Source organism: Pantoea sp. X-Soil-MYKO-1785 (genome assembly GCF_059730675.1).
Genome location: NZ_AP036000.1, coordinates 3843007 through 3856180 on the forward strand (window position 1 = coordinate 3843007; position 13174 = coordinate 3856180).

At 56.8% G+C, this 13174-nt stretch carries 12 protein-coding genes; 9 read left to right on the plus strand and 3 right to left on the minus strand.

All coding sequences use genetic code 11. The features are described from left to right. Positions 1-65: 65 nt before the first annotated feature. On the minus strand, positions 66-632 hold the full coding sequence (gene nudE / locus AC6I8D_RS18295; protein WP_497820556.1) for an ADP compounds hydrolase NudE: 567 nt from the start codon (positions 630-632) through the stop codon (positions 66-68). A 390-nt stretch (positions 633-1022) separates the two neighbouring features. Here nudE and AC6I8D_RS18300 point away from each other — a divergent pair, with 390 nt between their 5' ends. The 5 genes from AC6I8D_RS18300 (at position 1023) to pckA (ending at position 7166) form a co-directional block, all read left to right on the plus strand. After that, positions 1023-3158: an intracellular growth attenuator family protein gene (locus AC6I8D_RS18300; protein ID WP_312054362.1), complete on the plus strand. Its 2136-nt coding sequence runs from the start codon at positions 1023-1025 to the stop codon at positions 3156-3158. A gap of 53 nt (positions 3159-3211) precedes the next feature. Further along, positions 3212-3862, plus strand: coding sequence for a GMP/IMP nucleotidase (gene yrfG / locus AC6I8D_RS18305; protein ID WP_312054360.1), 651 nt, complete (start codon positions 3212-3214; stop codon positions 3860-3862). A 13-nt stretch (positions 3863-3875) separates the two neighbouring features. Continuing rightward, entirely contained in the window at positions 3876-4277 is a 402-nt protein-coding gene (gene hslR / locus AC6I8D_RS18310; protein WP_312054358.1) for a ribosome-associated heat shock protein Hsp15, read from the plus strand. 50 nt (positions 4278-4327) lie between these two features. Beyond that, entirely contained in the window at positions 4328-5194 is an 867-nt protein-coding gene (gene hslO / locus AC6I8D_RS18315; protein WP_312054356.1) for an Hsp33 family molecular chaperone HslO, read from the plus strand. A 352-nt stretch (positions 5195-5546) separates the two neighbouring features. Then, positions 5547-7166, plus strand: coding sequence for a phosphoenolpyruvate carboxykinase (ATP) (pckA, locus tag AC6I8D_RS18320; RefSeq protein WP_497820557.1), 1620 nt, complete (start codon positions 5547-5549; stop codon positions 7164-7166). Between the two features lie 37 nt (positions 7167-7203). Here the strand turns inward: pckA and envZ are convergent, their stop codons facing one another. Together envZ and ompR are read right to left on the minus strand one after the other, a co-directional pair. Continuing rightward, complete coding sequence (gene envZ / locus AC6I8D_RS18325; protein WP_031375655.1) at positions 7204-8571, minus strand: two-component system sensor histidine kinase EnvZ; 1368 nt, start codon at positions 8569-8571, stop codon at positions 7204-7206. Then, positions 8568-9287 carry an osmolarity response regulator transcription factor OmpR gene (gene ompR / locus AC6I8D_RS18330; protein WP_001157751.1) on the minus strand — a complete coding sequence of 240 codons (720 nt, stop codon included), beginning with the start codon at positions 9285-9287 and terminating at the stop codon, positions 8568-8570. The genes envZ and ompR overlap by 4 nt, the downstream gene beginning before the upstream one ends. Positions 9288-9359: 72 nt before the next feature. Here ompR and AC6I8D_RS18335 point away from each other — a divergent pair, with 72 nt between their 5' ends. The 4 genes from AC6I8D_RS18335 to AC6I8D_RS18350 all read left to right on the plus strand — a co-directional run bounded on the left by AC6I8D_RS18335 (position 9360) and on the right by AC6I8D_RS18350 (position 13157). Continuing rightward, a complete protein-coding gene (locus tag AC6I8D_RS18335) occupies positions 9360-9602 on the plus strand; it encodes a hypothetical protein (protein ID WP_497820558.1) in 243 nt (80 codons plus the stop codon). A 221-nt stretch (positions 9603-9823) separates the two neighbouring features. Next, positions 9824-10066: an exopolysaccharide production protein YjbE gene (yjbE, locus tag AC6I8D_RS18340; RefSeq protein ID WP_312054351.1), complete on the plus strand. Its 243-nt coding sequence runs from the start codon at positions 9824-9826 to the stop codon at positions 10064-10066. 186 nt (positions 10067-10252) lie between these two features. After that, complete coding sequence (greB, locus tag AC6I8D_RS18345) at positions 10253-10729, plus strand: transcription elongation factor GreB (protein WP_312054349.1); 477 nt, start codon at positions 10253-10255, stop codon at positions 10727-10729. Positions 10730-10829: 100 nt separating this feature from the next. Further along, a complete protein-coding gene (locus AC6I8D_RS18350) occupies positions 10830-13157 on the plus strand; it encodes a Tex family protein (RefSeq protein ID WP_312758883.1) in 2328 nt (775 codons plus the stop codon). The last annotated feature ends 17 nt before the right edge of the window (positions 13158-13174 follow it).

A 13174-nucleotide genomic window follows, 5' to 3' on the forward strand; every position in this document is an offset into this window, starting at 1 on the left:
CGACAGTTGTCGGCCTTTTTTTATGCAAAACGGTTTATGCAAAACGTTTACTCAGCGCCTTTGACTCAGTAAATAAGACGCCTCTGCTTCACCAGCCATTCGCGCGCCATAAACAGCGCACTGACATTACGTGCCTCGCGGAAATCAGGCTCCTGCAACAGCGACAACATGTCGCTCAGCGGCCAGCGATGTACAATCAGCGGCTCTGGCTCATCCCCTTCCAGCTTTTCGGCATACAGCCCTTCGGCGATCACAATATTCATTTTGCTGGAAAAGTAGGAGGGTGCCATCGTCAGCTTGCCCAGCGGGGTCAGCTGACCCGCGCCAAACCCCACTTCTTCTTTAAGTTCGCGGTCGGCGGCCTGATTAACCGTCTCACCGGCATCGATCAGTCCTTTGGGAAAGCCTAGCTCGTAGCTTTCCAGCCCCACTGCATATTCCTGAATCAGAATAAGGTGGTCATCAATGATCGGCACAATCATGACCGCCTCACGTTCTGACGGTTTCATCCGCTCATAAACGCGCCGCGCACCATTGCTGAAGGCCAGATCGACCGATTCGATGGTAAACAACCGTGAACGCGCCACGGCGGTTACATTGAGGATGTCAGGTTTTTTTAACGGGTTTTTCATATCAGCCTCAAACTTTACTGCGCCGGCTCTCAGGAACGAATTAGCATACCTAACCGCAGACAATTGTGCGACAGTCAGACCACGAGGTTATCGTTACACCGTTTATGGCGGGTGACTCGCCCCCTGGGGTTATCAGTATGAAAAAATTTGCATTAGTCAATACGCCCCGATCAGTTTCAGATAATACCGATATTTAATTCAGTCTCAGACGGTTACCATTCGGACAAGGCAGGGTTTAACAAATGCTAATTTAATGATTTTCAGTACTATTTTTTTGTATGCTTGACTCGTCAGAGTTGTTTAACCCCCCATAATTTGTCTTAAATAATGGGCGTATCCGGGAGCGTAAGTTTAAAGTGAAGGCAGCATTTTGGCTGAGTTGAGCAGAGTATGAGCACAATCTTTACGATATTGGCCATAGTGCTAACCTGTTCAATTCTGGCAGGCATTGGGTTTTGGTACGCTATGCGGCATCGTCCGCCGTTGGCGAAACCACTGCCATTTATCAGTCCGCCCTGCCGCAAACTGTCTGATCAGGAACGTAAAGCGGTCGATAAGTATGTCGCTGCGCTGGAAAAGCAACCGCGCACCACCGTTACCAGCGACAAACGCGCCGCGCCTGAACGTCTGACCCTGACCGCACAAAGTAATAACGTCTATCCGGTCACCCGCGCGATTACCCGCTATGGCCTGTCGACCGACGATCCGCATAAATGGCGCTACTACCTCGATGAGGTCGAAGTTCATCTGCCGCCGCTGTGGGAGCAGTACATCACCGATGAAAACTACGTTGAACTGATCCGGACCCAGTCAATCCCGCTGGTGATCTCCTTAAACGGTCATTCACTGGTCGATTACGCCGTTGATCAGCAAAGCCTGCCGACGCTGATGCGTCCGGTCTCAACCAATGCGTCAATCCGCAAAGCGGAAACCGAGAGCGTTGAACTGCTTAAGGTGCGTAAAGAGACGCCGGAAGAGTATCGTCTGTCACGCCCGGATGGCACGCGTGAAGCGGTCATTATCTCGCTCGCCCTGTTGTTATTCTTCTTCAGCCTGCTGGTGCCGGCCACCCTGATGATCTGGCTGGTGCTGGCTGGCGCCGCGATGATTGCCGCCAGCCTGTGGCTGCTCTATCGCGTTCCCGGTGAACGCGGCCTGCGTGATATTCACTGTCTGCGCGGCGCGCCGAAGCGCTGGGGTCTGTTTAGCGAGTCCAATCAGGAGCAGAGCAACATCACGCTGGGGATTATCGATCTCGCCTACCCGCCGCACTGGCAACCTTATGTGGCGCACGATCTCGGTCAGGTTACCGACGTGGAAATCTACCTGAACCGCCAGGTAGTGCGTCAGGGCCGGTTCCTGTCGCTGCAGGATGAGGTGAAAAACTTTCCCATTCAGCGCTGGCGTAAAAATGTAGTGCTGGCCTGTGGTTCGCTGGTGGTACTGGCTCTGCTGGTGACGTGGATCCCGCTCAGTATGCCGATCAAACTCAGTCTGGCCTGGGCCAAAGGCACTGATAGCCTGGAAGTAAACAGCGTTGATAAGCTCAGCAGCGTGGCATTGAATATCGGTGACAACCTCAAGGTCACGGGCACCGGCATGTGTTCGGTGCCTGACAACTATCAGAGCAACCGCACTTACGCCTTTATGCCGTTCGACTGCTCGGCGGTGTACTGGAATAACGCGACGCCTCTGCCGCAGCCGCAGTCGGACATCATCGACAAGGCCACAGCCCTGCTGGATACCACCAACCGGCAGCTGCACCCGGAAACTAACACCGATCCTAAACTGAACCCGCAGCTGGCCTCAGCGATTCAGAAATCCGGCATGATCCTGCTGGATGATTTCTCCGATCTGGTGATGAAGACTCAGGATTTATGTAATCAGCCGCAGGATTGCGTACGGCTGAAGAACGCGCTGGTTAATTTAGGCAACGCGAAAGACTGGGAAGCATTGGTGCGCCGAGCCGATTCGGGTCAGCTGAACGGCATGAATGTGCTGCTGCGCCCGGTCAGTGCCGAGGCGCTGGAAAATCTGGTGAATACCGCCACCTCAACCTTCTTCTTTCGTGAAACCCGGCGCGCAGCGGAAAATCTTAACAGCCCACCGCCAGGCGGTTTCCTGATTGTCAGCGATGAGGGTCGCCAGCTGGTGAATCAGCCTCAGCCGACCGTTTCCCTGTTTGACCTCGATCCGCCGTCTCAGTGGCGCGAGTTGCAGCGTATGTCCGCCATGCTGCTGCATACGCCGTTCAGCGCCAGCGGCATCATCACCAGCCTGTCGACCGATGCCAACGGTACGCGCCACATCGCGCTGCATAATGAACCGGATGCGATGGCGCAGTGGCGTTATCTCGGCACCGCCCTGCTGCTGCTGGTGCTGGTCGCCTGCGCCGTGATTAACGGTCTGCTGGCGCTGCGCCGCATGCACCGTAATCGTCAGCGGATGATCGACATCCAGCACTATTACGACAAGTGCTTCAACCATAACCTCGGCACTTTGCAGGGCGTGCGCTCGTTATTCTGAGCCCTGCCCTTTTGTGCTACCCTGTCGCCCGGTTTTTTACAGGGTGAGACACCATGATCGTCGACTGGTCTGAGATTGATACCGTACTGCTGGATATGGACGGCACGCTGCTGGATTTGGCGTTTGACCGTCATTTCTGGCTGGAGCATGTGCCTGCAGTCCTCAGCCAGCAACGCGGCATCACGCCGGATGAGGCGCAACAGATCATCGCGGAAAAGTATCAGGCCGTAGCCCATACGCTAAACTGGTATTGTCTGGATTACTGGGCGCAGGCACTGGCGCTGGATATCCGCACCATGACCTGGGAACTGCGCAGCCGCGTGACGCTTCGTGCCGATACGCTGCCGTTTCTGCAGGCGCTGCGACGCGCAGGCAAGCGCACCATCCTGCTCACCAATGCGCATCCTTACAATCTGGACGTCAAACTGGCGCAGACAGGTTTAGCGCCACACCTTGATTTATTACTTTCTACCCATACCTTTGGGTATCCGAAAGAAGACCAACGTTTATGGCAGGCGGTACAACAGCACACTGGCTATTGCGCACGGCGTACGCTGTTTATCGATGACAACGAAGTGATTCTGGATGCGGCGACGTTAGCCGGCATCGGCTGGTGCTTAGGCGTAAGTAATCCCGATTCGGGCCGTCCTGAGCAAATCTTCGAGCGTCACGTCGCGGTGAGCGATTACCAGACGCTGATCTGAGTCAGGAGCAGCAATGAAAGAGAAAAGCAGCGAAGGCGTGCGCCTCGATAAGTGGCTGTGGGCAGCCCGCTTTTACAAAACCCGTGCGCTGGCGCGCGAGATGATTGAAGGCGGCAAGGTGCACTACAACGGTCAGCGCAGCAAACCCGGCAAGCTGGTGGAGTTGAATGCAGAGCTGACACTCCGCCAGGGCAACGATGAACGGACGGTAGTGGTCGCGGAGATCAGCAATCAACGTCGCCCGGCCAGTGAAGCCCAGCAGCTCTACCGGGAAACGGATGCCAGCATCGAAAAACGCGAGAAAGTGGCGCAGGCGCGCAAGATGAATGCCCTGACGATGCCACATCCCGATCGGCGACCAGATAAGAAAGAGCGTCGCGATTTGATGAAGTTTAAATTATCGGGCGATGAGTAGCGCCGTCTTAACAGACGCGTCACCGCCCCGCCCCAACGAGAGAAAAAAATATGTCAGTCCAGGATCAACTGCACCGTTATCTGTTTGAAAATGCCGCGGTACGTGGCGAGCTGGTGAACGTCTCTAACACCTGGCGCGAAACCGTGAAGAATCACGACTATCCGGCCGCGGTGAATACCCTGCTGGGTGAGATGCTGGTCGCGACCAGCCTGCTGACCGCCACGCTGAAGTTTGACGGCGAAATCACCGTGCAGCTGCAGGGTGACGGTCCGTTGTCGCTGGCGGTGATTAACGGCAACAACAACCAGGAGCTGCGCGGCGTGGCGCGGATTAAAGGCGAGATTCCGGCCGACAGCACGCTGAAAAGCATGGTCGGCAACGGCTATCTGGTGATCACCATCTCGCCGGAGAAAGGTGAACGCTATCAGGGCGTGGTCGGGCTGGAAGGCGAGACGCTTGCCGAATGCCTGGAAGATTACTTCATGCGCTCAGAGCAGCTGCCGACGCGGCTGTTTATCCGCACCAGCGAGAAAGGCGCAGCCGGTATCCTGCTGCAGGTTATGCCGGCGCAGGAGACTGAGAAAGAAGCGTTCGACCATCTGGCAACCCTGACCGAAACCATCAAAACCGACGAGCTGATCGATCTGCCAGCCAATGAAGTGCTGTGGCGTCTTTATCACCAGGAAGAAGCGACCCTTTACGATCCGCAGCCGGTGATCTACAAATGCACCTGCTCACGTGAGCGCTGTGGCGAAGTGCTGAAAACGCTGCCGCAGGAAGAGGTCGATGAGATCATCGCGGAAGATGGCAAAATCGACATGCACTGTGATTATTGCGGCTCAAACTACGTGTTTGATGCTGTCGATATTGCCGGCATCCGTAGCCATTCACTTGAGAACAGCGACCGTCTGCACTGATTTATCGGGCGGCTTTGGCCGCCCTTTCCCGCCCCGCTCCGCCTATCCCCATAATTTTCTTGAGAAATTATCTTTTTTTACTTTCATAACATCTTCAAAACGTTCGAAACATAGTCTTAACGCGCCCTGAGTCGCATTTTTAGATCGCCAGACTTTTTCCCGAAACGCAGAGGAGTAAACTGCGCGCGATCGTGCAGCCGCCCATAATCCAGAGGCAGATGCCTGAACCAGCCTGCTTTTCGGACGCGGCAAGCTGGCGACTCGCTGTTAATCCTCAATGAAGGGTGTCGGGCGGCACGATCCCAACCTATCTCTGCTTTGCAGAACAGACACCGATTTAAGGAGCAGTAAAATGCGCGTTAACGGCCTGACCTCGCAAGACCTTGCCGCTTTGGGCATCGTGGATACCACGGAAGTGGTCTACAACCCTGATTACGACACGCTGTTTCAGGAAGAGACACGCCCGGACCTCGATGGTTTTGCACGCGGCACCCTGACGCAGAGCGGCGCGATTGCTGTGGATACCGGGATATTCACCGGGCGATCGCCAAAGGATAAGTACATTGTGCGTGACGACACCACGCGCGATACCCTGTGGTGGAATGACCAGGGCACCGGCAAAAACGACAATCAGCCGCTGTCCCAGGAAACCTGGAACGCGCTGAAAGCGTGCGTCACCCGCCAGCTTTCCGGCAAGCGCCTGTTTGTGGTGGATGCTTTCTGCGGGGCCAATGCCGACTCCCGTCTGAGCGTGCGCTTCGTCACCGAGGTGGCCTGGCAGGCGCACTTCGTGAAAAACATGTTTATCCAGCCGGATGAGACGGAGCTGGCCAGCTTTACTCCCGACTTCGTGGTGATGAACGGTGCGAAGTGCACTAACCCGGACTGGCAGGCGCAGGGGCTGCATTCAGAGAACTTCGTCGCCTTTAACCTGACCGAGCGCATGCAGCTGATTGGCGGAACCTGGTACGGCGGCGAGATGAAAAAAGGGCTGTTCGCAGTGATGAACTACCTGCTGCCGCTGAAAGGCATCGCCTCAATGCACTGTTCCGCCAACGTCGGCAAAGCGGGCGACGTCGCGGTGTTCTTTGGCCTGTCCGGCACCGGCAAAACCACGCTCTCTACCGACCCGGATCGTCAGCTGATTGGCGATGATGAGCACGGCTGGGACGACGACGGAGTGTTTAACTTCGAGGGTGGCTGCTACGCCAAAACCATTAACCTCTCTGAGCAGGCCGAGCCGGAAATCTACCGTGCAATTCGCCGCAATGCGCTGCTGGAGAATGTGGTAGTGCGCGAAGATGGCACTGTCGATTATGCCGACGGGAGCAAAACCGAGAATACCCGCGTCTCCTATCCGATCAACCACATCGACAACATTGTGCGGCCGGTCTCCAAAGCGGGCCACGCGAAGAAAGTGATCTTCCTGACCGCCGATGCCTTTGGCGTGCTGCCACCGGTCTCCCGCCTGACCCCGGAGCAGACCCAGTATCATTTCCTGTCGGGCTTCACCGCCAAACTGGCCGGTACCGAGCGCGGTGTGACTGAGCCGACCCCAACCTTCTCCGCCTGCTTCGGCGCGGCGTTCCTGACGCTGCATCCGACGCAGTACGCCGAAGTGCTGGTGAAACGGATGGAAGCGGCCGGGGCACAGGCTTATCTGGTTAACACCGGCTGGAACGGCAGCGGCAAACGTATCTCTCTGAAGAATACCCGCGCCATCATCAATGCGATCCTGGCCGGTGAACTGGATGATGCACCGACAGAAACCCTGCCGATTTTTAATCTGCAGATGCCGGTGAACCTGGGTGAGCTGGATGCCGCTACGCTCGATCCGCGCCGCAGCTGGGAAAGTGAGGAGCAGTGGACCGCGGCAGCCGAGGGTCTGGCGCAGCGGTTTATTGATAATTTCGCTAAATATACCGACAACCAAGTCGGCGCGGCGCTGGTAAAAGCCGGTCCGCAACGCTAACAATAACCGGCGCGGCAGCCTGCCCGCGCCGGTTTTATCAGCCTGAAACGCTGTTGCTGCTGTTGTTATGGCTCAGCGCCAGGGTCTCGACTAACGGCAGCCAGGCACGGATGCGTAACCCGCCGCGTTCACTCTCGCCAATCTCCAGCGATCCCTGATGCGCATCGATAATACGCTGCACAATCGCCAGTCCCAGCCCGGTGCCGCTGGTGCTGCGGGCGCTATCACCGCGCACAAACGGCTGGAACAGATGCGCCAGCTGATCCGGCTTAATACCCGGACCATCATCTTCCACCTGAAACCAGGCGCGATGCAGTTCCCGTCCGCTACTGACCTTGATCCAGCCATTCCCGTAGCGCGCCGCGTTGACCACCAGATTCGCCAGCGCGCGTTTGATCGACAGCGGATTGATATCCAGCATCAGCTCTTCCGGCATCACCGCATTTTCAATCTCACGTTCATATCCGCTCTCCGCGGCCACCACCTCACCCAGCACGCTGTTGAGATCGGCGCGCTCGGTCTGCATCTCCTGACCGGTACGCAGGTAGTCGATGAACTGCTCAATGATGGCGTTGCACTCTTCGATATCTTTATTAATCGACTCGGCCAGGTAACCATCCTGCTCGCTCATCATCTCGGTGGCGAGACGAATGCGGGTCAGCGGGGTACGCAAATCATGGCTGACGCCCGCCATCAGCAGGGTGCGATCGTCGGCCAGCTGCTTGACGCCTGCCGCCATCTGGTTAAAGGCGCGGGTAACCGAACGCACCTCCGAGGCGCCATATTCGCGCAACGGCGGCGGAATAATGCCGCGTCCGACCTGCAAGGCGGCGTGCTCCAGATCGACCAGCGGTCGGTTCTGAATGCGAATAAACAGCCAGGCACCGCCAATCGCCAGCAGCATAATCGCCAGGGTGTAGCGGAACAGCGGCGAAAAATCGCCCTGATGGATTTCGGTCAGCGGCACCCGCACCCAGATGTCGGGTGACAGCCAGGTTTTCAGCCACACCACCGGCGAGTTCTTGTTAACTTCCACTCGCACATCGGTCGGACCGCCAAGCTGCTGGCCCATCTGCTCGCTCAGGAATTCATAGTGCTGCGCCCATCGCAATCCGCTCTCCTCTGCTGCTGCATTGGTATAGAGCGAGATCCCCAGTTCGCGGTAGATTTCCCGGCGAAACGCCGGTGGCACTTCCAGCTGCGTGCCATCTTCCAGCTGCAACCGGTCGGTCATCAGCATACGCACTTCGTAGGCCAGCACCTTATTGAACTGTTGCAGACTGGGAAGAATGGCGAAGTTCAGCACCACCAGGTAGGTCGTGACCAGGCTGACAAACAGCAGGGTCACGATCAACAGCAGAGTGCGGGCAAACGAACTGCGTGGCGAGAAGCGCAGTCGCCTCATGCTTTACTGCCGTCCGGCACAAAGACGTAGCCCAGGCCCCAGACGGTCTGGATATAACGCGGATGCGCCGGGTCCTCTTCCACCATACGACGCAGGCGGGAGATCTGTACGTCGATCGAGCGTTCCATGGCGCTGTATTCGCGGCCACGTGCCAGGTTCATCAGCTTATCGCGCGACAGCGGCTCACGAGGATGGCTGACCAGCGCTTTCAGCACCGCGAACTCGCCGCTGGTGAGCGGCATTGGCTCATCTTCACGGAACATCTCACGGGTCCCCAGGTTAAGCTTGAACTTACCAAAGGCGATGACCGCCTCTTCCTGCGAAGGTGCGCCAGGCAGTTCATTGGCCTGACGACGCAGTACCGCCCGGATACGGGCCAGCAGCTCACGCGGGTTAAACGGTTTCGGGATGTAGTCATCCGCGCCAATTTCCAGCCCGACGATGCGATCTACTTCTTCGCCCTTGGCGGTCACCATGATGATCGGCATCGGATTGCTCTGGCTGCGCAGACGGCGACAGATCGAAAGACCATCTTCGCCAGGTAACATCAGGTCGAGCACCATCAAATGAAAAGATTCACGGGTTAACAAACGGTCCATCTGCTCGGCGTTAGCAACACTGCGCACCTGAAAGCCCTGCTCGGTGAGATAGCGTTCCAGCAGTGCACGCAGACGCATATCATCATCGACGACCAGAATTTTGTAGTTCTCTTGCATTTTCAACTCCCAAAGGCGCTATTGCCTGAGCCAACATTGTTAAAAAAAGATGCCTTATAGTGACAGTCATTAATGGTTTATATTCTAGCCGAAATTGTTACAAAGCATATTAAACAGCAGCTTATATTTAATTTATCCGCATCAGGTCCGGGATATAACCGCTTTTCAGCCGGGGATAACAGAATTACGGCAATTCCGAAATATCGCCCCGTTTTCTCTTCATCGCTGGCGTCAGAAGCGCGCCAGCTTTTATTCAGTCAGCAAATTCAACAGGTTAACAGAGAATTTGACTTAAACATCAGCCATCATTATTGATTAGCTCCAGATAATCTACAGCATTGCCGCTTTCGCAGCATAAAATCCCAGCAAACCGTTTATTCCCGCCTGACTCCTCTCGGATTAATTTGAGCGACGCCTTTAGCAAGGCCATTTAAAAATAAAGTGCATTAAATCAATCAGTAAAGCCAACTTTTCGCCCCGGATAATTTCAACCAGACTGCTCTGGCATCAATTGACGTCTCAACGGGGATAACACAATGAAAAAAACAATTTTACTGCTGAGCGCGCTGGCATTTAGCAGCGTCAGCCCAACTTACGCCGCCACCGCGACCGGTGAAGCGGCGGGCGCTCAGGCGACCACCACTGCCCAGGGGAACTCTAATGCCATCGGCGTCGGCGCGGTTGCCGCCCTGCTCGGTGTTGCACTGGCTACCGCCGGTGGCGGCGGTGACGGACACGGCAGCACCTCGACGACCACGGCGACCCACGCCGGAAAATAATTCTTACCCTCTGCTTTATTGGCTTCGGCCGCTCTCAGCTTCAGACACGCTTTTGCAGCAACCCTTTTCGCCGCCGGGGAAGTCAACGCGGGTTTTTAGACTTTAAAAACCCTTTCCCCGACTCTTTTTTGCCACGCCCCCTTTGCCTTACACTGACGCTCTTTGACTCTTTCTGGCCAGTGCAGCATGAAAACCCGACTGATTACCCGCGAAGGCTTCGATAAGCTGAAAGCAGAACTCGACTACCTGTGGCGTGAAGAGCGACCGGAAGTGACCAAAAAAGTCACCTGGGCTGCCAGCCTCGGCGATCGCAGTGAAAATGCCGACTATCAGTACAATAAAAAGCGTCTGCGTGAAATCGATCGCCGTGTGCGTTACCTGACCAAAAGTCTGGAGCAGTTGCGCATCGTTGACTATTCGCCGCAGCAGGATGGCAAAGTGTTCTTTGGTGCCTGGGTCGAAATTGAAAACGATGACGGTGACATTAAGCGCTTTCGCATCGTTGGCTATGATGAGATTTTCGGCCGCAAAGATTACATCTCCATTGACTCGCCGATGGCGCGAGCGCTGCTGAAAAAAGAGGTCGGTGATGCCGCTACCGTCGAGACGCCAGCCGGTCCGGCGCTGTGGTATGTCAATGAAATCCGCTATCAGGAAGGGTGATTCAGAATATCGCTGAAAGCCGGCCGCATCTCTGGCATTTTCAACCATCAATCCGTATAACTGTCGGCTATTTCTCAACCCCGAAAGCAAGACAGTCCTGATGATGAAAGTTCTGAGCCAGATAATTGCCAGTGAGCTACAGGCGCGGGCAGAGCAAGTTGATGCCGCCGTTCGCCTGTTGGATGAAGGGAATACCGTGCCGTTTATCGCACGTTATCGTAAAGAGGTCACCGGTGGGCTGGATGACACCCAACTGCGCCAGCTGGAAACCCGCCTCAGCTATCTGCGTGAACTTGAAGAGCGCCGTCAGTCGATTCTGAAGTCGATTGACGAGCAGGGTAAACTCACCGACGACCTTGCTCGCGCCATCAATACCACCCTCAGCAAGACCGAGCTTGAAGATCTCTATCTGCCGTATAAACCGAAGCGCCGCACCCGTGGCCAGATCGCGATTGAAGCCGGTCTGGAACCGCTGGCCGATACCTTATGGCAGGATCCGTCCCACTCGCCTGAACAGCTGGCTGAACGCTACGTCGACGCCGATAAAGGCGTGGCCGACGTGCGCGCTGCGCTGGATGGCGCCCGCTATATCCTGATGGAGCGGTTCGCCGAAGACGCCGCCCTGCTGGCCAAAGTGCGTAACTACCTGTGGAAAAATGCCCATCTGGTCTCGCGCGTGGTGGAAGGCAAAGAGGAAGCGGGTGCCAAGTTCCGCGACTATTTCGATCACCATGAAGCGCTGAGCAGCGTGCCGTCGCACCGCGCGCTGGCGATGCTGCGTGGCCGTAACGAAGGCGTACTGCAGCTGTCGCTCAACGCCGATCCGCAGTTCGATGAAGCGCCACGTGAAAGCCATGGCGAAACGCTGATTGCCGAGCACCTTAACCTGCGTCTGAATAACGCTCCGGCGGACAGCTGGCGCAAAGCGGTGGTCAGCTGGACCTGGCGCATCAAGGTGATGCTGCATCTGGAAACCGAGCTGATGGGCACGGTACGCGAGCGTGCTGAAGATGAAGCGATCAACGTTTTCGCCCGCAACCTGCACGATCTGCTGATGGCGGCACCGGCCGGCATGCGCGCCACCATGGGTCTCGATCCGGGTCTGCGTACCGGTGTCAAAGTGGCGGTCGTGGATGCGACCGGCAAACTGGTGGCGACCGACACCGTCTATCCGCACACCGGCCAGACGGCGAAAGCGGCTGCCGCCGTGGCCGCGCTCTGCATCAAACATCAGGTTGAGCTGGTGGCGATTGGCAACGGGACCGCATCGCGCGAAACCGAGCGTTTTTTCCTCGATCTGCAACAGCAGTTCCCGCAGGTCACGGCGCAGAAAGTGATTGTCAGCGAAGCCGGTGCCTCGGTTTACTCGGCGTCTGAACTGGCGGCGCTGGAGTTCCCGGATCTCGATGTTTCGCTGCGCGGCGCGGTCTCCATTGCGCGTCGTCTGCAGGATCCGCTGGCGGAGCTGGTGAAGATCGACCCGAAATCGATCGGTGTCGGCCAGTACCAGCATGACGTCAGTCAGAGTCAGCTGGCGAAAAAACTGGATGCGGTGGTGGAAGACTGTGTCAACGCCGTCGGTGTGGATCTGAATACCGCCTCGGTGCCCCTGCTGACCCGCGTTGCCGGCCTGACGCGAATGATGGCGCAGAATATTGTCGGCTGGCGTGATGAGAACGGACGGTTCCAGAATCGTCAGCAGCTGCTGAAAGTCAGCCGTCTGGGCCCAAAAGCCTTTGAACAGTGTGCCGGCTTCCTGCGCATTAATCATGGCGACAACCCGCTTGATGCCTCGACCGTCCACCCGGAAGCCTATCCGGTGGTGGAGCGGATTCTGGCCGCCACCGAACAGGCGCTGAGCGACCTGATGGGCAACGCTGGTAGCCTGCGTAACCTGCGCGCCCACGATTTCACCGATGAGCGTTTCGGTTTACCGACCGTAACCGACATCATGAAAGAGCTGGAGAAACCGGGCCGCGACCCGCGTCCTGAATTTAAAACCGCGCAGTTTGCTGAAGGCGTCGAAACGCTGAACGACCTGACGCCGGGCATGATTCTGGAAGGTGCAGTAACCAACGTCACCAACTTCGGCGCGTTCGTCGATATCGGGGTGCATCAGGATGGTCTGGTACACATCTCGTCGCTCTCCGACCGCTTCGTCGACGATCCTCATCAGGTGGTGAAAGCGGGTGATATCGTCAAAGTGAAGGTGATGGAAGTCGACCTGCCGCGTAAGCGAATTGCCCTGACGATGCGTCTGGATGAGCAGCCCGGTGAAGGCAACGCCCGTGGTGGCGCGAAGAACGCCGCGCCGCGCGACGACAAACGGCCCGCCGGCGGCAAAGGACGTCCTCGTCCCGCCAGTCAGCCAGCCGGTAACAGCGCGATGGGCGATGCGCTGGCCGCCGCATTCGGTAAAAAACGCTAGGTTTTTCAGGGGGGCGC

What these genes read in the sequence shown, in the direction of transcription:
- ompR (WP_001157751.1), bottom strand. Translation starts at nt 9,287, where the DNA reads ATGCAAGAGAACTACAAAATTCTGGTCGTCGATGATGATATGCGTCTG.
- hslR (WP_312054358.1), top strand. Translation starts at nt 3,876, where the DNA reads ATGAAAGAGAAAAGCAGCGAAGGCGTGCGCCTCGATAAGTGGCTGTGG.
- envZ (WP_031375655.1), bottom strand. Translation starts at nt 8,571, where the DNA reads ATGAGGCGACTGCGCTTCTCGCCACGCAGTTCGTTTGCCCGCACTCTG.
- yjbE (WP_312054351.1), top strand. Translation starts at nt 9,824, where the DNA reads ATGAAAAAAACAATTTTACTGCTGAGCGCGCTGGCATTTAGCAGCGTC.
- AC6I8D_RS18335 (WP_497820558.1), top strand. Translation starts at nt 9,360, where the DNA reads ATGGTTTATATTCTAGCCGAAATTGTTACAAAGCATATTAAACAGCAG.
- greB (WP_312054349.1), top strand. Translation starts at nt 10,253, where the DNA reads ATGAAAACCCGACTGATTACCCGCGAAGGCTTCGATAAGCTGAAAGCA.
- AC6I8D_RS18350 (WP_312758883.1), top strand. Translation starts at nt 10,830, where the DNA reads ATGATGAAAGTTCTGAGCCAGATAATTGCCAGTGAGCTACAGGCGCGG.
- yrfG (WP_312054360.1), top strand. Translation starts at nt 3,212, where the DNA reads ATGATCGTCGACTGGTCTGAGATTGATACCGTACTGCTGGATATGGAC.
- nudE (WP_497820556.1), bottom strand. Translation starts at nt 632, where the DNA reads ATGAAAAACCCGTTAAAAAAACCTGACATCCTCAATGTAACCGCCGTG.
- pckA (WP_497820557.1), top strand. Translation starts at nt 5,547, where the DNA reads ATGCGCGTTAACGGCCTGACCTCGCAAGACCTTGCCGCTTTGGGCATC.
- AC6I8D_RS18300 (WP_312054362.1), top strand. Translation starts at nt 1,023, where the DNA reads ATGAGCACAATCTTTACGATATTGGCCATAGTGCTAACCTGTTCAATT.
- hslO (WP_312054356.1), top strand. Translation starts at nt 4,328, where the DNA reads ATGTCAGTCCAGGATCAACTGCACCGTTATCTGTTTGAAAATGCCGCG.